The organism is Coprobacter fastidiosus (assembly GCF_030296935.1).
GTDB lineage: Bacteria > Bacteroidota > Bacteroidia > Bacteroidales > Coprobacteraceae > Coprobacter > Coprobacter fastidiosus.
On the sequence record NZ_AP028032.1, the window covers coordinates 2,841,050 to 2,862,587 of the forward strand.

15 protein-coding genes are annotated in these 21,538 nt (G+C 39.2%); 6 read left to right on the forward strand and 9 right to left on the reverse strand.

What is annotated here, in order from left to right; translation table 11 throughout:
- Positions 1–25: 25 nt before the first annotated feature.
- Positions 26–1,459 carry a pectate lyase gene (locus QUE35_RS11240; RefSeq protein WP_022600820.1) on the reverse strand — a complete coding sequence of 478 codons (1,434 nt, stop codon included), beginning with the start codon at positions 1,457–1,459 and terminating at the stop codon, positions 26–28.
- Between the two features lie 352 nt (positions 1,460–1,811).
- On the opposite strand from QUE35_RS11240, the gene QUE35_RS11245 reads away from it, so the two are divergent.
- Positions 1,812–3,779 carry an LTA synthase family protein gene (locus tag QUE35_RS11245; protein ID WP_009318970.1) on the forward strand — a complete coding sequence of 656 codons (1,968 nt, stop codon included), beginning with the start codon at positions 1,812–1,814 and terminating at the stop codon, positions 3,777–3,779.
- Positions 3,780–3,912: 133 nt separating this feature from the next.
- On the opposite strand, the gene QUE35_RS11250 is transcribed toward QUE35_RS11245, so the two are convergent.
- Entirely contained in the window at positions 3,913–5,988 is a 2,076-nt protein-coding gene (locus QUE35_RS11250; protein ID WP_031258424.1) for a TonB-dependent receptor, read from the reverse strand.
- 254 nt (positions 5,989–6,242) lie between these two features.
- Positions 6,243–6,566: a hypothetical protein gene (locus QUE35_RS11255; RefSeq protein ID WP_147404890.1), complete on the reverse strand. Its 324-nt coding sequence runs from the start codon at positions 6,564–6,566 to the stop codon at positions 6,243–6,245.
- A 112-nt stretch (positions 6,567–6,678) separates the two neighbouring features.
- Here QUE35_RS11255 and QUE35_RS11260 point away from each other — a divergent pair, with 112 nt between their 5' ends.
- Genes QUE35_RS11260 through QUE35_RS11270 form a run of 3 tightly spaced genes read left to right on the forward strand, consistent with a single transcriptional unit; the run spans position 6,679 to position 9,853 of the window.
- Complete coding sequence (locus tag QUE35_RS11260) at positions 6,679–7,806, forward strand: ABC transporter substrate-binding protein (protein WP_022600816.1); 1,128 nt, start codon at positions 6,679–6,681, stop codon at positions 7,804–7,806.
- A complete protein-coding gene (locus QUE35_RS11265; RefSeq protein ID WP_022600815.1) occupies positions 7,806–8,834 on the forward strand; it encodes an iron chelate uptake ABC transporter family permease subunit in 1,029 nt (342 codons plus the stop codon). Before QUE35_RS11260 ends, QUE35_RS11265 begins: the two co-directional genes overlap by 1 nt.
- Positions 8,834–9,853 (forward strand): ABC transporter ATP-binding protein, encoded by a 1,020-nt coding sequence (locus tag QUE35_RS11270; RefSeq protein ID WP_022600814.1) that lies wholly within the window; start codon positions 8,834–8,836, stop codon positions 9,851–9,853. The genes QUE35_RS11265 and QUE35_RS11270 overlap by 1 nt, the downstream gene beginning before the upstream one ends.
- A 45-nt stretch (positions 9,854–9,898) precedes the next feature.
- On the opposite strand, the gene lpxB is transcribed toward QUE35_RS11270, so the two are convergent.
- Positions 9,899–11,032: a lipid-A-disaccharide synthase gene (lpxB, locus tag QUE35_RS11275; protein ID WP_009318965.1), complete on the reverse strand. Its 1,134-nt coding sequence runs from the start codon at positions 11,030–11,032 to the stop codon at positions 9,899–9,901.
- Between the two features lie 164 nt (positions 11,033–11,196).
- Between lpxB and QUE35_RS11280 the strand changes: the two genes are divergently transcribed.
- Positions 11,197–12,612, forward strand: coding sequence for a hypothetical protein (locus QUE35_RS11280; protein ID WP_022600813.1), 1,416 nt, complete (start codon positions 11,197–11,199; stop codon positions 12,610–12,612).
- A gap of 36 nt (positions 12,613–12,648) precedes the next feature.
- Here the strand turns inward: QUE35_RS11280 and QUE35_RS11285 are convergent, their stop codons facing one another.
- Entirely contained in the window at positions 12,649–14,463 is a 1,815-nt protein-coding gene (locus tag QUE35_RS11285) for a DNA polymerase III subunit gamma/tau (protein ID WP_022600812.1), read from the reverse strand.
- Between the two features lie 96 nt (positions 14,464–14,559).
- On the reverse strand, positions 14,560–15,042 hold the full coding sequence (locus QUE35_RS11290) for a cytidine deaminase (protein WP_022600811.1): 483 nt from the start codon (positions 15,040–15,042) through the stop codon (positions 14,560–14,562).
- A gap of 152 nt (positions 15,043–15,194) precedes the next feature.
- On the opposite strand from QUE35_RS11290, the gene QUE35_RS11295 reads away from it, so the two are divergent.
- Complete coding sequence (locus QUE35_RS11295) at positions 15,195–16,100, forward strand: glucosaminidase domain-containing protein (RefSeq protein WP_022600810.1); 906 nt, start codon at positions 15,195–15,197, stop codon at positions 16,098–16,100.
- Between the two features lie 133 nt (positions 16,101–16,233).
- On the opposite strand, the gene QUE35_RS11300 is transcribed toward QUE35_RS11295, so the two are convergent.
- From QUE35_RS11300 to QUE35_RS11310, 3 genes are all read right to left on the reverse strand, one after another.
- Positions 16,234–16,899 carry a hypothetical protein gene (locus QUE35_RS11300; protein ID WP_147404888.1) on the reverse strand — a complete coding sequence of 222 codons (666 nt, stop codon included), beginning with the start codon at positions 16,897–16,899 and terminating at the stop codon, positions 16,234–16,236.
- A 120-nt stretch (positions 16,900–17,019) separates the two neighbouring features.
- Positions 17,020–18,435 carry a DUF5723 family protein gene (locus tag QUE35_RS11305; protein ID WP_022600808.1) on the reverse strand — a complete coding sequence of 472 codons (1,416 nt, stop codon included), beginning with the start codon at positions 18,433–18,435 and terminating at the stop codon, positions 17,020–17,022.
- Between the two features lie 32 nt (positions 18,436–18,467).
- Positions 18,468–21,536, reverse strand: a complete 3,069-nt coding sequence (locus tag QUE35_RS11310) for a hypothetical protein (RefSeq protein ID WP_147404886.1) — start codon at positions 21,534–21,536, stop codon at positions 18,468–18,470.
- Positions 21,537–21,538: the final 2 nt, after the last annotated feature.

The window sequence follows — 21,538 nt, forward strand, 5'->3', positions numbered from 1 at the left end:
ATTAGGTGGATAATCATGAAAAACGTTATTTTATTACCGGATAAATCTCTTTTACAGAGATGATAGCGTTTTTGTTACCGGCTTTCACGATTTCTTCGACCAAACTGTTTAAATAAATTTCCAGGTAAGTGTAACCGCTCGAATGGGTTTTAGCCCCGTCTGTTTTGTCATTCGGATTCAGATTGTGAGCTATTTCCCATTCATCAGGGATACCGTCACCATCACTGTCTTTAGGCGCTGGAGCCGATTGATAAGTGATATAACCTCCTACATCGTTCTGGCTGTCGATAATTCCTCCTGTACTGCCTTTTGATCCTTTGTATTTGAATGTCCCGGTCATAGTCTCGTTAGTTACGCGTGTATCTATAATATCCCTGGCATAAGATGCTCCGGCATAACGTAAAACAGCGAGGAAAGCTTTCTGGGCATCATGGGTTGTCGTATTTTCGAATGGAAATTCAGTGTCTGATTTGAAAATATCTTTGTCCATAGTTTTAGGTTTCGGTTCTATTCCTTTCCAATTATTCTTGGTTACATCGGGAGCTCCGTCCATATAGTTTCCGTCAACATAAAATTTTCCCGTAACGCCAGCAGGTTGATTGTTTTTTCCATCATCTACCCCCGGAGAAAAAATACGTTTTCTGTTTTTCAATGTTGCCGGTCCTGGTTTATAATAGTTGTTTACGATGTTGTAATTCCCGCCTTCTGCAGCATAACCGCTGTTCGATCCCCAGTTATAAATGACATTATTTCTGAGATCTACAAGTTCCAGATCGGGACGGTTCGTATAACGACTTCCGCAAAAACGGGGGTTGCGACTATCGTGACAGGCTAAAAGGTTGTGATGAAAACTTGCTTTTTGGCCTCCCCATATTGCTCCGTATCCGTGATTTCCTTTAGCGTGGATCGATGTTCTCAGACTTTCGCTTAGGATGCACCATTGCAGAGTGAAATTTTCGTTGTTATAAAAAGAAGAACACTCATCGGTACTCCAGCTCATACTGCAATGGTCTATGATAATATTTTTATGATTTCGTCCCCACAATGCATCATTCTCGTCTTTTTCCTGATCGCCTAATCTGCATCGGATAAAGCGGATGATGACATTGTCGGCCTTTATTGCAAGAGAATGATTTTTCAGGCAGATACCATCTCCCGGAGCTGTCTGTCCGGCGATGGTAATATCCCCTTTATTGATACTGAGAGGTTCGTTGAGTTCTATCGTTCCGGATACGTCGAAAACAATTGTACGAGGACCTGTTTTTCCGATGGCATGACGCAGTGTTCCCGGCTCTTTCGTGTCGGCCAGAGAAGTTACATGATAGACAGCCCCGCCTCTGCCTCCGGTAGTTGTATAACGGGCATATCCTTCAGCACCGGGGAAAGCGGGAGTTTGAGCTTGTATAGATAAACTTAAGCAAAGTGATAAGCAAATCGACAAAATAATTTTATGTGTCATAATGTTATGGATTTAAGAGCTAATTTTATGAGTGCAATATTATATACTATTTATAAAACTAAGGTGCACAAATTAGCTGAATAAGAGTAAATATTGTTACTTATGCTATCCTTTCAGAGCCTGTTTGAATTTTCACCTACATTTTTTTAGAGAGGTTTTCTGTTTTTGATAAGGACTATGGGTTATATGACGTGCAGGAACGGAGAAACAGATTGAAAAGAGAGCCAAAAAGTTCAGGTATATAATTTTATATTGGAAAATTTAAATAGGCTCTTAACGAAGATTACTGCTATTTCATAGAAAAAAGATACATTTGCAATTCGTTAGCAAATTGTCAAAATTATCACGTATTATGAAGAATTATCTTTATTCTCTTCGATTTCTGTTTTCAATACATATTGCAGGGTTATTGTTGTTATCTCTTTTCCGGCTGATCTTGTTTTTTAGGGGAACAGCTAATCTCGGAGATGAGAGCGGGGAATATCTGTTGCAGTCCGAAGCTTTTTTAAGAGGATTGTGGTTCGATAATGTCGTTGCTTGTTATATTTTGCTTTTGCCGTTGGCTGTAGCCTCCATTTCTGCATGGTTCGGTTATTATGGCGCTCGGTTGTATAGAGGCTTAACTATATTTATGGGTATTATGTACGGAATCACTTTTGCTATCAGTGCATCGGACATACCCTATTTCGAATATTTCTTTAAGCATCTCAACGCATCCATATTTAATTGGATGGGATATGGAGAGACTACTTTGAAAATGATGTTCGGTGAACCGGCATACCGTTGGCCGATCTTTTTCTTTGTAGTGGCAGTCGCCATATTTTCTGTTTTTTTACGTCGGATGCGTAAACTGACGGTCGCTTCTTTTGAGAAGAATCGTTTCAGATCATGGAAATCTGTCGGAGGAATCGTCGTTTTAACGGCTTTGACTTTATGGGCTTGTATGTTCGGCATACGAGGACGCATGGGGTATAATCCTATTCGTGTGAGTGCGGCATATTATTGCAATAATACTTTTTTGAACCAGTTAGGGATAAATCCGACTTTTAATCTGTTGCGTAGTACTTTAGAATCGACAAAAAAAGAGAATAAGAGCCTGAGGCTTATGAATGAACAAGAAGCGATCGAGAATGTCCGGGAATTTCTTGCTATCGAAGAGTCATTTCCGGATATATCGCCTATTGCCCGGACAATAAATGCCGATACGTCATTTGTCCGAAAGAATGTCGTACTGGTATTGATGGAGTCTATGTCCGGAAAGTTCATGGAGCGTTATGGCGATAAACGAGGATTGACTCCATTTTTGGATAGTCTTGCCGGACAGGCGACTTGTTTTGACCGTTTTTATTCTGCCGGGACGCATACGAATCACGGATTATATGCTACTTTATACGGTTATCCGGCAATGATGAAAAAGAATTTGATGAAAGGCGCTGTTATTCCTTTTTACACGGGATTGCCTCGTATTTTGCAAGAAAATGGATACCGTACGCTTTTTTTTATGACCCATGAGTCGCAATATGATAATATGAACGGTTTTTTGCGATCGAACGGATATGACGAAATTTATGCGCAAGAAAATTATCCGTCAGAAAAGGTCGTCAACAGTTTTGGGGTTCAGGATGATTTTTTATATGAATATGCAATTCCTGTTTTGACCGAACGATCGGCCTCTGTACAACCGTTTTTTGCTACGTTATTGAGTATCAGTAATCATCCTCCTTATATAATTCCTCCGTATTTTAAGCCGCATAGTAAAGAGACAGAAGAACAAATTGTCGAATATGCCGACTGGTCTTTGCGTAAATTTATGGATGAGGCATCTCGCCAGCCTTGGTATGAAAATACGATTTTTGTGTTTCTTGCCGATCACGGGAAATTAGTAGGAAGTCCGAAATCCGATATGCCGCTGACTTATCATCATATACCGTTGATTATATATGAACCGGGACAGTCTCCCTGCAAGTCGGAAGTATTGGGCGGACAAATAGATGTCGGTCCTACAATTTTGGGAATGTTGGGTATCTCGTATATAAATAATATGTTCGGGATCGACTTGTTCCGTCAAAACCGTTCTTGTATTCTTTTCACTTCGGATGATGCTGTCGGCTGTATGGATAGAGATTATTTTTATATATATCGTCCCGGAGACGAACAGGAATGGTTGTTTAAGGTTCAGGACGGAGAGGAGGGGAGTGCCGTAACAAACGACACGATTCGGAATAAGTTGAGAAATTATGCTTTTTCTGTACTGCAAACAGCGCAGTCTATTATTGATAATGAAGAAACAGGAAAGTATAAAGGGTATGTTCCGAAATGATAGAAAGCGGTTATAGTAAAAGTTTTTTATTTCATCGGAAAATCTGGACAGCCTCTTAGAAGTTTATGCAGATACTTATAATTATGCCGACAATGAAGTCTTTATTGCCGGCATAATGAGGTCAGAATCTTTTTTATAGATTGATCGGAACAAGTATTTTGAATCCGATATTTCTTCCCATATTGAAAACCCCTTTTCTGCCTGTTATGACATTTGTGTCGGCATATTTCAATCTACTTAGATGATTTTGATAAGCTTTGTTGAATATGTTATTTACCATAATATAAAATGAGAAAAGGTTTTTCTTACGATATGTTATGTTTGTACCGGCCGACATATTGAATAAGGTATATGACGGTGTCGGTGTTTCTGAGTTGTTTACTCTATATACATGGTTTTGTTTGAAATTATAATCCATTTCGACCTCTATATATGTATTATCCAATAGTTTGCTGTTTATATTGATATCATAGTGCAGGGTCGAAAGCCAGCGTGGTGCAGGAGTAAATGGGAGGAATCTGCTTTCTTCGGGCGAATGTAATTGTACGCTATTTATATAGGAAAAAGAATTCTCGAAATGTAGATGGCGGACTGGATGTATGATGATGCGAGCCTCACCTCCCATTATGCGTGCGTTGCCCGCAGTATATCGATAAGCGGGAACATCTTCGATTTGTATATTTCCCAATTTCTGTATAAAAATGTAATTATCTATGCGGTTGGCAAATAATGAAAGTTGAAAAGACATGCGTTCGAACGAGTAGTCTATTCCGGCATCGAATTGCCAACTGTATTCGGGCTTAAGTCGTTTGTTCCCGATTTCATAGCGCAAAGTGCCTTCATGTTCCCCATTACTGCCCAGTTCGCTCAGATTCGACGCACGATAACCTCGTGATGCGTTAAATCTTATGTCTAACTTTTCCGAGACATTATAAATGCCTCCGATGCTTCCTGTTAAACCGTTGAATGTACGGGAAAAAGCAATGAAACGTTCTTTTTCTCCATCCATAAGAGAATGACTATGCAAGTGTCGGATATCGAAACGGAGTCCTCCGGTTAAATGAAGACGTTGGAACATTGATTTGCTAACAGTTATGAATGCCCCTAAATCAAACAGATCGTATGCCGGAATAAGAAATTCTTCGCCTTTGTTCAGAGACTTTTGATACATGCCGTTAATACCTGCATTTGTTTTCCATCCATTGTATTCAGGCAAAATATAACGTACATCGTAATTTATGGTATGCAACATAAAATCGAGACCACATTCATTTTTACTCTCTTCATATTCTTGCCTGCGATTTTGCTGATAAGCAGCGATAATTTTTAAAGTTCCGGATTTTAATAAAAAGGAATTATCTAATACGGCTTTATAGTGACGTACTTGTTGGAACGGAAGTTGCTTGCCGTAATGTTTGCCTCCGCTCGAGCTTTCCAATTCTCCGGTTTCGTTATTACGTTCACCTTCTATTATTCCCGGCGTGAGATGATAATAGCTTAATTTCAGTCTGGAATATCCCCAATCCTTATTTAATCCTGACATCCCGGAAAGAACCCGTTCACGAAAACGGGAATTCGGAACATAACCGTCATACCGGTTTTTGTAATCGTGCGCCATCTTGTCCGAGTATCTCCAATTATATACAAATCCTTTCTTGTTTCCTTCAAAATTTACGGAATAGTTAAACAGTCCATTATTCGTTTGATACTCGCTAAAGACATTGGCTTTCATTTCTCCCGGAGATAAAATCGGTTTATCATGGAAAATCAATACTCCAGCCATAGCGTCCGAACCGTATATTAGAGAAGCCGGACCTTTCAGTATTTCTACGGAATGTATGTTTTGCGCATCGATTTCGACTCCGTGTTCATCTCCCCACTGTTGACCTTCTTGACGGATACCGTCATTTACGACCAGTACTCTGTTATAACCTAATCCTCTAATAACCGGTTTAGATATTCCGCTACCTGTCGTTATTTGAGATATACCGGGCTGTTTGGCAATAATATCGATGATATTGGTGTATTGGTGTGTCTTTAAAAATTCGGAATTTATAATAGATATCGGAGACGGTATTTGTTTGATGTGTGTACTGCCTGTGAGTCCTGTAACAGTGATTTCTTTTAGGTGTACACAACTATCCTGTTCCTCTGCGCGTATGCATAAAATACTCCAGAGCAACAAACATGTTATTTTTATTGCTTTCATTTTTTTATTCTGTTTTTAAGGCTTGTTTAACAGTCACTCTAAGAGCTGGTCTAAATTTTCCAACAAAAAAATATTATATCAGGTCATTTTTGTGTTTTCTTTCGGTCTTTTTCCCGTTTTCACTTGTCAGATAACTCGCTATCAACTTCGTAAAGACAGAAAAACATCTTTGAAAGAAACACCTAAACCTGACCCGAATAAAATTTATACAGGCTGTTAAACAAGCTTTGGTGATTAATGCTTTAATAATTATATCAACTGAAAACAGAATATACAGGAGGAGCTCTGATAGATAGAGAACATATATAGGAATTACGGACTTTAGTTTCAGGTGAAATCCATTCAAAGGAAATAAACGGAAGAATAAAGTCTGTTTGTATTCGTTCGGATTCGATGAAAGGAGACAAGAAAAATTGGCAAATACAGCAATTATCCGGATCATGGCTGTGTGGAATATTCGAATGGGAGGAAATATCTTCTGTTACATTGTGGAAATGAAGAGCCTTCACAATGTGTACAGGCATTAGTGATGCGATCAAAAGCCATACTAATACGATATGTTTGCCCCCTCTTGCCATAGTTATCCTTTGGCTGCGAAGGTAAATATAAAAAGACAAATACAGTATATTTGTGTCTGTTTTTAGATTATTTCTTCGATTTTATGTAAGTTTGGAGATTAAAAATATAAAAATGAGAAATAAAATATTCGGCGGTTTAATTTTAATTTCTTTATTAATTTCCTGTAATAAAAAAGGGAATACCTCTTCCGGTAATGAGGTCGATACGGCTTCTTATCGGGTGAATTATGCAGAGATGTTCCGTGTGAACCGTTTTCCCGATTATACGGAAGTGCAGGTGCGAGATCCTTGGGATACGACTCGCTTGCTTCAAAAATATATATTGATACCGAAAGCTTCTTCTTTACCGGCATCTTTGCCTGAAGGAACAGTCGTACGTACACCTTTGTCTCGTGTGGCCGTGTATTCATCGGTGCATTGCAGTATGTTGGCGCAATTGGGAAATCTCTCCGATATTGCGGGAGTTTGCGAATCTCGTTATATAATTATCCCGGAAATAAAGAAAGGCGTCTCAGAAGGGAAAATTATAGATTTAGGAGAATCGTATGCTCCGGATATAGAAAAAATTATAGATCTGAATCCTGAAGCGATAATCTCTTCTCCTTTTCAGAATATGGGTTACGGAAAAGTCGAAAAACTGGGTATTCCCATTATAGAGGGTGTTGATTATATGGAAACTACGCCTTTGGGACGTGCCGAATGGATTCGTTTTTTGGGGTTGTTTTTCGGAAAAGAATCGCTTTCTGATTCGATATTTGAAAAGACGGAAAGGTCATATCTTACTTTAAAAGAGAAAGTTGAGAACGTCTCTAAGCGCCCTACCGTTGTTTCGGAGATGAAAACTGGTCCTGTTTGGTATGTGCCCGGAGGAAATAGCTATATGGCACGTTTTTTTGCCGATGCGGGGGCAGATTATTTTTGGAAGGATGTTCCGCAAACGGGATCTATGTCTCTCTCTTTCGAAGCTGTCTTCGACAAAGCTCAGCAGGCTGATTTTTGGCTGGTAAAATATAATCGGGATCGGGATATGACATTGGATGATTTGAGAAAAGATTATGCCGCTAATGCTAATTTCAAAGCGTTTAAAGATAAGAATGTGTGGGGTAGTAATAGTGCGAAAGTGCCTTTTTATGAAGAAGTTCCCTTACATCCTGATTATTTGTTGAGAGATTTTATTTTGATATTTCATCCGGATTTGTTACCCGGTGATACACTTCGTTATTTTAACTTGTTGAAGTGATGAAGCCTTATTTTTATATCGGAGGATTATTGTTTTTGGCTTTTTGCCTGTTTATCGGAAATCTGTTTTGGGGATCTGTCTCTATTCCGGCGAGTGCGGTTTGGGATATTTGTTTGGGAAATGAGGTGGAGAAAAGCAGTTGGTCTTATATCGTATTGCAGTCTCGTTTTCCTCAGGCGGTTACGGCATTTTTTGCCGGAGCGGCTTTGGCAGTTTCAGGTTTGATGTTGCAGACTGCATTCAATAATCCGTTGGCCGGACCGTCGATTTTAGGAATCAACTCCGGAGCGAGTTTGGGAGTAGCCTTGGTGATGTTGTTTTTAGGTGGTTCGTTAGGTTCTTTGGGGTCATTCGCTCTTTCCGGGACGATGGCGGTTTTGGCAGGTGCTTTTATCGGAGCTGTATTAATATTAGGCATTATTATTCTTTTTTCTACGATCGTACGCAGTAACGTAATGTTGCTTATTGTCGGGATTATGGTTGGATACATAACTTCTTCGGCAATATCTCTGTTGAATTTTTTTGCTACGGCTGAAAATGTTTTTTCTTATACATTGTGGGGAATGGGAGATTTTTCAGGAATATCGGTGAAGAGATTACCTTTTTTCTGTATTGCCGTTACGGTAGGTCTTGTTTTTTCGTTATTGCTGATAAAGCCTTTGAATGCTCTTTTGTTAGGAGAAAGATATGCCGAAAATCTTGGGGTGAATGTCCGTCGTGTCAGGATTGTATTGTTATTAACGACCGGATTGTTGACTGCTGTGGTTACGGCATTTTGCGGCCCGGTCTCCTTTATAGGGTTGGCTGTACCCCATATTGCCAGACTTGTTTTGGGATCTTCCAATCATAAAATCTTGTTACCGGTAACGATTCTTATCGGTGCTGTAATTGCATTGATTTGCAATTTGTTGTGTGTGCTTCCGGGAGAAGCAGGGATTATTCCTTTGAATGCAATAACTCCGGTGTTGGGGGCTCCTGTAATTATTTATGTGATTGTAAACCAAAAGAAAATACAATATTTCAATTGATGAACAGAGTACCGGTTATTGAAGCAGAAAATTTATCGATTGGTTATCGAGACGGGAGTAAAGCACGTCAGGAACTGTATGACAGTTTGACATTTTCTCTTTATCGGGGAGAACTTACTTGCCTGTTGGGAACTAACGGAGCCGGGAAATCGACACTGTTGCGAACATTAGGCGCTTCGCAACCGGCATTGTCTGGGACATTGTTTTTAGAGGGAAGATCATTATATGATTATTCGGCAACTGAAATTTCCCGAAGAATAGGTCTGGTGTTGACTGATCGTTCTTTGGCGGGAGGACTCCGAGTCAGGGAACTGGTAGCTTTGGGTCGTTATCCTTATACCGGTTTTTTCGGACGGCTAAACCGCTCGGATGAAAAAATCGTGGAGTATTCTCTCGATCGGGTAGGCATTAAACATAAGGCATCGGATTATTTTTCGGAACTTTCTGACGGTGAACGACAAAAAGTGATGATTGCTAAGGCCTTGGCTCAAGAGTGTCCTGTCGTACTGTTAGATGAGCCTACGGCTTTTTTGGATGTTCCGAGTCGTATAGAGATTATATCTTTATTGCGTGAACTTGCTACTGCCGAAAAAAAGACAATTCTCTTCTCGACACATGATATGGAACAGGCATTGTTATTGAGCGATCGCTTGTGGCTTTTGTCCCGTCAGAACGGATTGCAATGCGGTGTTACGGAAGATATGGTTCTATCCGGAGCAGTCGGTGACCTTTTTTCTCACTCGTCCGTAAATTTTGATGTCTCTACCGGGAGTTTTTTCCCACGATACGAGTTAAACAAGAGAGCTGCAATTTCAGTTCCGGATAATATGGCTTTTTGGGTTCGTAACTGTCTGATGAGGGCGGGATATGAATGTTTGCCTGCGGGAACTCCCGGTACTGATGTTTCTCTTTTTTTCGTATCTCCTGAGAAGATCAGGCTGATGTATAAAGGAGGAGAGGAACTATCGCTGTCTTCATTTGCTGCTTTGAAGACAGCGCTCGGTGATCTTTCAGTTTGAAAATTTTATTCGAAATACACTTTAAAGCGGTAGATCGAAAGCCTTTTATAAACTTTTTATGGTTGCGACAATTTTTTTTGCTGCATTTTGAGGAGCACCCGGATTTCCTAATCGTTCGGCTACTTCGGCATATCCTTGCAACATCTGTTTCCGTTTGTCCGGATCGTTTAATATTTTGTCCAGTTCGTTTTTTACATTTTCCGTAGTGAACAAATGTACCAGCAGTTCTTTTACGATTTCCCGGTCGGCAATCAGATTTACTAACGACACGAACTTTACTTTCAGTATATGCTTAAAAAGATTATATGCGATTTTTCCTCCTCCCATTTTGTAACATACGACTTGAGGAACTTTCAGTATAGCGGTTTCGAGGGTTGCTGTTCCTGAAGTTACCAATGCTGCCGAGGATTGTTGGAGCAATCTGTATGTTTTTTCAAAGACGATGGAAACCCGTTTGCCTGAAATAAATGTATGATAAAAATCGGGAGATATGCCCGGAGCTCCAGCAATGACTAATTGATAATCTGTAAATGAGGAGGCCGCATCGATCATAGTCGGCAAATTTGCTGTGATTTCAGCTTTCCGGCTACCGGCTAATAGAGCAATGATAGGTTTGTTTTCAAGATTATTTTCGGAAATGAAAGAGTCGAACTTTTCATCGGCAAACGGTCTCACCGCCATTTCATCGACAGTGGGATTTCCTACATAGTCGATCTGATAAAGATGTTTTTGATAAAACGGAATTTCGAACGGAAGTATCGAGTACATTTTATCTACATACCGTTTAATGTCCTTGATACGATACTCTTTCCATGCCCATATTTTAGGCGAAATGTAATAATGTACCGGAATATTGAGCCGGGTTTTAGCAAATTTTGCCATTCTCAGGTTAAATCCGGGATAATCGACAAGTATCAGTACATCAGGATGAAACTCTTCTATATCTGACTTACATAAACGAATATTGTGCAGTACTTTGTCGATATTCAGCAATACGGGAATAAATCCCATATAGGCCATTTCACTATAATGTTTGACCAGTGTTCCGCCTTCTGCCTGCATCAGGTCGCCTCCGAAAAAACGGAATTGAGCTTGCGGATCTTCTTTTTTAAGGGCATTCATAAGTTTGGAGGCGTGTAAATCTCCAGAAGCTTCACCGGCTATCAGATAATACTTCATTGCGCAAATCGTATAAATTCTTTTTACAAATGTACATTAACTTTCTCATTTTATCTGAAAATAAGGTTGTTTTTGTCGATTTGATTACCTTTGTTTCCGGAATATTGTTTCTCTTAATCTGATATTTTGCAATAACAACCGGATTTTTCCGTTAATATACAACAATGAAGAAAAATATTTTCCATATAGTTTTTGTCCTGTTCATTTTTTCATTTGTTTTATCAGGATGTTTCGACGAGAGTTTTTCGAATGATCCTAACGATCGTTTGACTTTTTCTACAAACATTGTAAAGTTTGATACGATTTTTACGCAGCGCGGTACGGCTACACTATCTTTTAAAGTTTATAACCATGCGAAAAAATCGTTGAAAATAGAGTCCGTTACGTTGGCAGATGCCGCTAATTCTGGATTCTTTATTAATGTGGATGGTTCTAAAGGTCCGGTAATACGAGATTTGGAAATAAGGGGTAAAGATAGTTTATATGTTTTTGTGGAAGCAAATGTCGATCCGACAAACCAAAACTCTCCTCTATTGATAAAAGATTCTATCGTATTTGTTACGAATGGAATTCGTCAGGATGTCAAATTAGAGGCATACGGACAAGATGTCAATGTTTTACGGGGTGAAGTATTGCCGGATGGAGAGAATGTATTTACCGGAGAAAAACCTTATTTGGTTTATGACAGTCTTGTGATTCCGGCATCATCGTCTTTGGCATTGTCCGAAGGCACTACGCTTTATTTTCATAGTAAGGCGACGCTTGAGGTCAAGGGAAAGATAGACGCTCGCGGCACGGCTTCGCGTCCTGTAACTTTTCGAGGAGATCGTCTCGACCGTATGTTCGCTGATTTGCCGTATGACTATTTGCCTGGACAGTGGGGAGGAATTCGTATCCATACGGATAGTTACGATAACCGTTTCGACCATGTTGCCATGAGGGGCACTTCTACCGGAATCGTTATTGATTCGTCTGATGTTTCGAGAACTAAAATCATATTCAGCAATTCGGTGATTCATAACTCCAGCAATAATCTGGTTTCTTCGACGGAAAGCAGGATTGAGGCCTGGAATTGTCAATTTTCTAATGCCAGCGGTGCTTTAATGAGTTTGTCGGGAGGAGAAGCAAAATTTGTTCATTGTACATTTGCCAATTATTTTCAATTGATGGATGTCATAAAATCCCCTTTACTGGTTTTTGACAGATATACTCAGACAGAAGAAAATTTGCCGTTGAAAGCATCATTTGAAAATTGTATTATTATCGGTAACAACACGTTGATGCAGCCTTTAGAATTGTTGAATACCCAGATTTATTTTAAAACTTGTCTTTTCAGGGTGAATGGTTCGGACGATGAGAATTTCATTCAGTGTATATGGAATGGAGATCCGATGTTTGTGGCTACAGGAGATAACTATCAGTATGATTTCAGATTGGCTTCAGAGTCTTCGGCAGCTTACAGAGCAGGAAATCCTGAATTTGTCGATGAGAATACACGTACGGATCTTTTAGGCAATCCTCGCCCTGAAGGGGTAAATCCGGACGTAGGCGCTTATCAGTATATGACTCCGACAGAATAAAAATACACTCTTAGTCAAAGCCTATTGGGGATATCGTCATGCCAGTTCTAAGCCGAATTTGTCTTTTAAATGCATAATGTTAGGATTTTTCTGAACCATAAGGTCAAATCGTTCCCGTTGGCTGAATGCCTTGTGCTTTTCTTGTTTCTCGCTTTCTCTTGGACGCATGGAGATACGGGTGTTTTTTAATTCTTTTTTCAAGAATTGCATTAAGTCCGTTCCTCTTTCGTTCAGCCGGTCTAATTGTTCTTTGTTATCGACTACAACTTCGAAGTCTGTTGCATTCAGCATTTTAGGCGGACAAGTGCGCATCGTATTCACCAGAACGGTTTCGGTAGGAATCGTGTTGGTGAATTTAATCCACGCTTTTTGCAGATCCTCTTCAGAGAAAGAATTATTCATGTCCACATCTTTCCTTGTCTCCTGAACCTGTTCTTTTGTTTCGATAATCGGTTTTTTTATCGATATAGAAGGGATCGGAATCGTTCGGGGTTTCGGCTTTTGTGCAGGATGTTGATTATTCGGTAACTCGTTTAATTGAGCTTTATTTACCACCGTTTTATCGGTCTGTATTGTTTCTGTTGCCCGAGTACCGGTGCTTGTTTGGGCTGATGATGCGACAGTAGCATTTGTCGTAACGGTCCTCTTTTGTTCTGTCGGAGCATTCTGGATCGGTGAAAAACTTCTTTGGGGGACAGTCTGTGCCGCAGGAGAAACCTTTTGCAACGTTGGCTGTTGTTCGGGCTGTGAATTTTTTGCCGCAGTTAATTGGCAGAGCTGTATCAGTGTCAATTCTACCAATAATTTTTTATTATTACTGTTCCGGTAGTTCAAATCGCATCGGTTACTCAACTCGATTGCTTTATACAAAAACTCGTTGCTGCATTGCTTCGCTTGTTCGGCATAGCGTTGTGCTGTTGCCGGACCTACTTCGAGTAGAGGTAGGGTTATAGGATCTTTGCAGACTAACAGATCTCTGAAATGATTACTTAATCCGCTTATAAAATATTGAGCCTCGAATCCTTTTTTCAGTATTTTGTCAAAAAGAATTAGTGCTTCGGGAACAGCATTCCGTAAAAATGTATCGGTCAAGCTGAAATAGTATTCATAATCGAGGACATTCAGGTTCTCTATCACCGATTGATAAGTAATGTTTCCGTTAGAAAAACTAACAACTTGGTCGAATATAGATAATGCGTCCCGCATTCCTCCATCAGCTTTTTGGGCAATGACGCTCAACGCTTCCGGTTCGGCGGCAACCCCCTCTTGAGAAGCTACATATTGCAGGTGTTCTACGGTATCGGCTGTCGTGATTCTTTGAAAATCGTAAATTTGACATCGAGACAGTATCGTCGGCAGAATTTTGTGTTTCTCGGTAGTTGCCAATATAAATAGTGCATGATGAGGCGGTTCTTCCAATGTCTTTAGAAATGCATTGAATGCGGCGGTCGATAGCATGTGTACCTCATCGATGATGAATACTTTGTATTTTCCTATTTGAGGCGGAATGCGGACTTGTTCGGTCAGTTGCCGTATATCGTCGACCGAATTGTTAGATGCAGCGTCTAATTCTAAAATATTGTAAGATCGCTGTTCATTGAATGCTTTGCAGGATTCGCATTCGTTACAAGCCTCTCCATCGGCTGTAGGATGTAAACAATTGATTGTTTTGGCAAAGATTCGGGCGCACGTTGTTTTTCCTACTCCCCGCGGACCGCAAAAAAGATAAGCGTGAGCTAATTTCCCTGAACTGATCGCGTTTTTTAAAGTCTGGGTCAACGCTTTTTGTCCTATGACGGAGTGAAATGTGGACGGGCGGTATTTCCGTGCCGAAACAATATAATTATCCATTTATCTTGAAAGTTCTGTCTTGTAATTCTGTATTTACAAAAGTAATAAAAAGTAACAGGTTTGTATCTTGAAAAAATTTAAAAAGTGAAATTCATTTTATCTTTCCATACTCGATTTATCGAAATGCAACGGTAATAGCGCTTTTATAGAATCTACGATATAAATGTCGTCTTTACCGTACATCAGTATCCGTATAGGTTGATTAAAACGATTTTCTGTTTCTAAAATTACCTGTCGGCAAGCTCCGCACGGAGCAACTTGACCGTCTGTGTAGCTCCCGCCTGTCTGAGCTGCCAATGCCAGCATTTTCACAGGAATATCGGGATAGTTGGCATTGGTGAAAAAAAGTGTTACGCGTTCTGCGCATAATCCCGAAGGATATGCGGCATTTTCCTGATTGTTTCCTTGTATTATTTCTCCATTATTCAGTAGGGCTGCTGCTCCTACTTGGAATTGAGAATAGGGTGCGTATGAGAGGTTGCTCGCCTCTTTTGCCCGATCGATCAGAATTTTTTCTTCGGGGCTCAATTCTTCATAAGAACAAACTGTTATCTTTGTATCGAGATTTAACTTTTTCATATCAGGACTAATTTTATAGCGTTAAGGTTATTCGAATATATGCTTATCACTAATTGGTAAAATAATTCGGTAATAATACAAATATAAAGAAGTTTTGAAATATTCGTGCGAGTTTTACGTTCTTTTTTCGAGTTATAATAAGGATATTGAGTATGAGTTTTAAAAGATTAACACTGTTTTCGCTTTTTGCCATTTCTGTTTTTTGGGGGGGGGATGTGAGTGCTCAGAGTCGGAATCGTCTTTATATGCAGTATATAGATACGTATAAGGATTTGGCAATCAGTCATCAGAAAAAATATAAAATACCGGCCAGTATTACTTTGGCTCAGGGGCTATTGGAATCTGGCGCTGGAAGAGGAACATTAGCACGTAAATCGAATAATCATTTCGGTATAAAATGTCACAATAAATGGACCGGAGCTCGGGTTTATCACGATGATGATGCTAAAGGAGAGTGCTTTCGTAAATATAAGCATCCTAAAGATTCATACGAAGATCATTCTTTATTCTTGACTCGGAATATGCGTTATGCTCAGTTATTTGAACTGAAAAGTACCGATTATAAAGGTTGGGCAAGAGGCTTGCAGCGTTGCGGATATGCGACCGATAAGGCGTATGCAAGTAAATTGATTCAGATTATAGAATTGTATGATTTGTATCGATATGACCGTAAGGGGCGTTCTTCACAAGAAGTTTCTGAATTACCGGTAGGATATAAGCCTCATCAGGTGTATCGTTCTTCGGGCTTGTATTACATCGAAGTTCGTGTGGGAGATAATCTTAAAAATATAGGGAAGGAGTTCGGTATCAGCGTAAAAAAACTGTGTAGTTATAATGAGATTCCCAAAGATTATCCTTTAGATCCGGGAATGGTGATTTATCTTGAGAAGAAGAATAAAAAAGCGGACAAAGCCTATACGCGACATATCGTTTCGGCAGGTGAGTCGATGCATGATATTTCTCAGATTTATGGCATTCGTATGAAATATTTGTATAAAATGAATCATAAAGATAAAGACTATGTCCCGTCAGAAGGGGATGTGTTGATCCTTCGTTGATTTCAATACACCTAAAAGCCTGTCTAAATTTTCCGACACAAAAATGACATAGATAAAATTTAGATAGGTTCTAAATAATAATGATCGGCTTTTGTGTCTATCGTTTATTGGTATTGGAGTGCTTCAAAATTTATTATAAATCATCTTTTGCGTGTTCTCTAATGATGTTGCTATTATCTTTATCTTTATAAGAAAGCATTACGAAACATGATAAGGAACTTTCATGTTCGATCCAAAGGGTGATTTCACCATTGTCGGTTGTAAATCGACTCTCGTACTGGCATCCTCCCAATAGGGCATAACTCATTTTTTCGCTATCGTTACGAGGTTCATGGAAAAATTGGAATTTTTCTGTGCATGCTGATGGCTTGCCGTATTTTTCTGTCAACAATTCTTTCAAATGCGTGTAATCTCCATAAAGGTATTTCCACTGTTTTTGTTCCGGAAAAACAACGGAGATTTTTGAAACTAAGTCCTTATTATCGAGTGTGCTTACATAGATCATACATTCTTTGAAGTCGGCAAAATCACCTTGCAGTATCTCTGCATTGTCTTGTGTACCTATATGTTTGAATCCCTTGCGCTTCATGCGTGACTTAAACTCGTCCAATTTTCCGTCAATGGGTACGCCTTTAAATTTAAGATGAGTGCTTTTTTTCATAGTTGCATCATCTTCTTCTACGTTTATAGCCACCTCTTTCTGTTCTTCATTTATAACTTCTTTTGAGCTGTTCATAAAATAGTAATACCATAAAAGGCAAAGAATCGCGATAAATGCTGATAAAAAGAGTTTCTTCATATTTCTCAATCTTATTTTAATTAAAAAAGTGCGGATATTCACTGTTTAACAGAGAGATTATAGATATTAAAGCGAAAACGACAGACGAAATCATCTGCCGTTTTCGCTTTATTTATTTTATTAATATGCTGCAGGTACGGGATTATAGACTTTTTTATTTTTCAGTTTCGGGTCGGTTCCTAACGGGAAATTTATACCAAAACTGAAACTCATGTTTGTCGTATTTACAGGTACATATTGCGGAGTATATTTTGCAGCGATATAATCAGCTCCCAAGAAAAGGTTAAATCCTCTGGGGCATAAATTTATCAAAGCTCCCCATGTGCATCCGGTATTCGATACCGCTCCGTTGAGTGCTGCCATGAACCATTTTGCCGGGCGGAAATTGGCTGTCGCCATCAGTTTTGTCCATGTTTTTGGAGTACTGAATCGGGTCGAGGATAATAATCCGAATGATATTTTGTTATTTAAAATGCCATATTCTGCCCCTATATTCATAGTCGTTTTCAACCAAGTACTTCTGGAAGAAGCTCGAGTTTCTTTAAATTTGAATAAAGCTTCGAGATCATCTCCGATTTTATCGGTTTCGTCGTCAAAGGCGTTATTGCCGTTATCATCATCTTCAGCTCCTAAGTGTTTGAATCCGTCGAATACGAATTCTCCTTCAGGGGTTTCTGCTTTTTTATTTTTATTCCAGCGGATAAAACCTATATCTGTTAAAGCCATGGACACAGTAAGGTTGTCAAAGATTTTATAAGTTGCACCGAGATCGATAGCACCACCGATACCGGCGATTCCTAATTTTCCTGTGTCAAAATCGAATCCGTCGATTTCACCGTTACTGTCGGTTTCCAGGGTCACTCCGGCAAGAGACAAGTCGGCTATACCTTTACTTTGTATCATCCATCGTTCATCGGATAATGTCATAGTCATGCGGTCTATTCTTGCATCCAGATTCCCTGCACCGATTAACGCTTTCAGTTTAGCCCCTATCGTTAACCTGTCGTTTATGCGGTGAGCATGTCCTAATGCCAGCTCGACATAATTGTTGCTTTTCGCCCGTATATCTTTCATTTCGTATTGAGTAACCTCTCCGGTTTGGCCATTTTTCAAAAAGGCAAATAAGTCTTTAGGCAAGAATATATCAGTACTGCTTTTTACTGATAAATCAAAAGTATTGAATCCGTTAAATGCGAAAAATCCGAATGATAAAATCGTTTCATCGATATTTAAACTCAGGTTGTTTCGGTTCTTTAACGATCCTATAAACTCGTTTGATGAGATGCTCGGGTGGAATCCTGTTAATAATTCGTCTCCTGACGGATACAAAAAGTGAGATAAGGCCATGTTGCCGTTTATTTGAATATCGAGATTTCCTAATCCGGGAAAACTGAAGTATCCGTAATCATTTATTAAAGCCGGATTCAATCTATGGCGATAGGGCATCCGTTCTAAAAAATATGATGAATATAAGGTCTGTGCCGATACTCCTGCAGAGACCAAACATAGGATGAATATGATGATTTTCTTTTTCATTTTATGTATTTGTAAAGAGTTCGACATTGATTTTAGAAGTTATCGATATCAGCTTGAATACCTTTTACCTTTAAGGCGACTTTCGCTTTAATGGATTGGCTGGGTTTTAACGGAACACCGCCTACAGTACCTTCATTTGCCCCCAGTCCACCTGTAATTAACAGTTCCAAACCGTCCAGACGTCTTAAAGCTCCTGAGCCTTCTCGCTCTCTGACTTTAATTAAAAGAGTAGTTTCAGAAGTATTTGTCGATCCTGTTTCGCTATTATATGTGCCTGCAGCAACATACCCTTCTTCTTTTCCGTTGTCGAACGTGAAAGATAGATCGTTTGAATCAATAGTGCTGACACAACCTGTCGATAGCGGGATAACTTTCAATGCCAATTCTAAAGGCAGGCCGTTATATACGGTTGCTTTTATCGAAATTTCGCTCGCTGTCGCTTTTTCAAAAATGTCGTCTGTATCGTCTTGTATGTTATCGATCGTGTCTTTATATACGATATTGACATCTTTACCTAAAACGAAAGGTACATCTGCGTTGCAGTCGATCAGTACTTGAGAGCCTCCTTTTGAGAGATCTACCGTGTGCCAGTTTTCTCCTTCTACGGCTTTTGGAGTCGGAATAGCGTCTATTACTATACTGTCCGGAACGTCTTTGATTACGCTTTGCAGTTGACTGAACGGAATTGCTTCGAATCCTTCAGGAATACCTTTTGCTATGTATTCGGGTGTCGCTAATATGAATTTTGAAGTTTTAGCTGTTTCTTCTTCTGAAGAATTTAAATCGTCATAAGCTGCGATGGTCATGGTTTTATCGGGTCTTAATCCGCCTGAAGCTAAAGGATTTCCGTTTTTATAGGGAGTAAAAATCAGATCGACGTTGATAGGTACTCCGATCGGGTTTGTCGTAGTCAATTGGAAATTAGCATTCGGAAGGTACAAGGCTGATCCTTCTTTCAGGTAGTCTGAAAGATCTCCTAAATTTATCGATGTGTGCGGATTATCGGAGATAACGTCTTCGTTGACTTCTCCGGCTGCCAATTGTATGTTCATCTGTTCTACATTTACAGATGTTTTGACATTTAGATTTTGAAGATCGTCGAGGCTGACGTTTCCGGACGATACGGAAGCTCGACCGGTTATTACCGCGTTCTTTTCAGGTAATATGAGTTTGTGATCTTCTGTCAGAATGTTTTGGAATTCACTGTCTGTGAAATCAAGCTTTGTAATATGCAGTTGATTATTATATTTCCATGTCCGTTCCGTAGAAGAACCTTTGATAAATTTTTGGTTTTTCAAAATCAGGCGTTGGCTTTTTTCTCCGGTTTCAGGATTAGTATAGTTTATTACACCTGAATTTTCATCAAAAATAATGTATTGAGGAAAATCGATTATCAATTCATCGAATTGTAAATCTCCAGCTCCGTCTGTTATATTGATGTTCGCTTGCAGATTTACGGCAGTGTTCCCTTTCAGCTTAACCCATTTTAGGGCTTTTAGTTCTTTAGGAACATCAGTTTCATCAACTTCTATTTTGGCTGTATTATTTCCGAGATCGGCGGTAAACGATTCTGTTTCGACATCGGCGTCAGCAATATTCAATATACTTTTCTGAAGTTTGAAATTAATTTTCGAATTGTTGTTGAAGCTTTCTATTTTCTTGAATGTTGTGTTGCCCTTAGCATATGTAGTAAAGGTATTAACTTTAAATTGTGGCTCGAAAGACAGTGATTTTGTTCCGTCTGTTTCGGACTTTAGTACTTTTTGAGAGAGATTTATCGATTTTAATTTTACTTGTTTGGTAAATCCGTTTTTCAGTTCGTCGATCGTAATAACGAGGTTATCTCCATTCCATGTGTTACCTGTTTTATCAAATTCGAAAGGGGTATTCGGATCGTTCAGGTTAATCGTTACCTCTCCACCGGAAAGGTCTAATCCGGCAAGAGTAATGGGTTCGGACTTCAAAGTAAGTATAGAATTGCCGTCAAAATATACCTTGTTTATCTTTTTTACATCTTTGTTTATATTGGTAACGTTGATATCGGTACTGAAATTTGTCTGTTCTACATCTATTTTTACATCTGAGATGGCAAGATCCATATCATCGATATTGATATTAGAGCTGCTTATGCTTATAGGCATAGAGACATCTATTGATGATAGATTAACCCCTTTTGTAATACCTTTTATGCTGATATATCCTGACTGAGAATAGTTGATCTTTTCTTCGAATCCCGAAAATTCGCCTTGTGCAGCATCGATTTCTTTGTTATAACTTATCAGGTTGAAGTTTACTATGTTATCGGTTAGTGTCAGATTTACATTGTCGAGACTCAAAGTATGACTATTGGTCAGTGAGCCTTTTGTCGGGTTTGAAATCTCGAATGTATTGGGAAATGTTATTGTAAAATTTTTCAATGTTACGGTTGCCTCGGACAGATTTAGTGTATTTTTCAGCTGGTCCATATCCATTTTCAGTTGTGCGGTTGTAGCATTGAATTTGATATTGGAGATGTGTGTTACTTCTACAGGGCACGTTCCTTTTGCAACAACAAAAGAAGTCTGATGCTCATCGAGCCGGAATTCTTTATCCATTATACTAACTTCTCCGTTGTTAGGAACGTTTATCGGAACGTTTTCCGTGATCATCATCGGTACGCTTCCTGTAAAAGACTGATTGATCTCAGGTTTGTCGATTATATTTTTTTTCAACAATATATCCGGTTGAGTCTCATCGATTTTTATAGGATCTATTGTCAGCTTTTCGAACGAAATGTTAAAGTCGGTAGATGTGTTTATAGCATTGATCGATACCGGATCGAATGTCGGAATATCAGCTTTTACATTTTCTTTTTTGTGGATGCCGTATTGATCGTCATCGGTGGTTAAATCTTCTATATCTTCCGGTTTTAATAAATCGCTGAGGAGCTTTGTTTCGGTCTCTCCTAAAGGAAACCCTAATTCGCCCCCAATTCCTACGATTGTAGAAATGTCTTTGGTAAGATCATACTTTTTGTCTATACAAGAATATCCGAAAATAAGGAAACTTGGGCACAGAGATAACATAATTATCTTGCCGATAGTAAATTTTTTCGCATTCATGC

Coding starts and splice junctions, on each gene's coding strand:
- QUE35_RS11240 (WP_022600820.1), bottom strand. CDS start 1,459: ATGACACATAAAATTATTTTGTCGATTTGCTTATCACTTTGCTTAAGT.
- QUE35_RS11245 (WP_009318970.1), top strand. CDS start 1,812: ATGAAGAATTATCTTTATTCTCTTCGATTTCTGTTTTCAATACATATT.
- QUE35_RS11250 (WP_031258424.1), bottom strand. CDS start 5,988: ATGAAAGCAATAAAAATAACATGTTTGTTGCTCTGGAGTATTTTATGC.
- QUE35_RS11255 (WP_147404890.1), bottom strand. CDS start 6,566: ATGGCAAGAGGGGGCAAACATATCGTATTAGTATGGCTTTTGATCGCA.
- QUE35_RS11260 (WP_022600816.1), top strand. CDS start 6,679: ATGAGAAATAAAATATTCGGCGGTTTAATTTTAATTTCTTTATTAATT.
- QUE35_RS11265 (WP_022600815.1), top strand. CDS start 7,806: ATGAAGCCTTATTTTTATATCGGAGGATTATTGTTTTTGGCTTTTTGC.
- QUE35_RS11270 (WP_022600814.1), top strand. CDS start 8,834: ATGAACAGAGTACCGGTTATTGAAGCAGAAAATTTATCGATTGGTTAT.
- lpxB (WP_009318965.1), bottom strand. CDS start 11,032: ATGAAGTATTATCTGATAGCCGGTGAAGCTTCTGGAGATTTACACGCC.
- QUE35_RS11280 (WP_022600813.1), top strand. CDS start 11,197: ATGAAGAAAAATATTTTCCATATAGTTTTTGTCCTGTTCATTTTTTCA.
- QUE35_RS11285 (WP_022600812.1), bottom strand. CDS start 14,463: ATGGATAATTATATTGTTTCGGCACGGAAATACCGCCCGTCCACATTT.
- QUE35_RS11290 (WP_022600811.1), bottom strand. CDS start 15,042: ATGAAAAAGTTAAATCTCGATACAAAGATAACAGTTTGTTCTTATGAA.
- QUE35_RS11295 (WP_022600810.1), top strand. CDS start 15,195: ATGAGTTTTAAAAGATTAACACTGTTTTCGCTTTTTGCCATTTCTGTT.
- QUE35_RS11300 (WP_147404888.1), bottom strand. CDS start 16,899: ATGAAGAAACTCTTTTTATCAGCATTTATCGCGATTCTTTGCCTTTTA.
- QUE35_RS11305 (WP_022600808.1), bottom strand. CDS start 18,435: ATGAAAAAGAAAATCATCATATTCATCCTATGTTTGGTCTCTGCAGGA.
- QUE35_RS11310 (WP_147404886.1), bottom strand. CDS start 21,536: ATGAATGCGAAAAAATTTACTATCGGCAAGATAATTATGTTATCTCTG.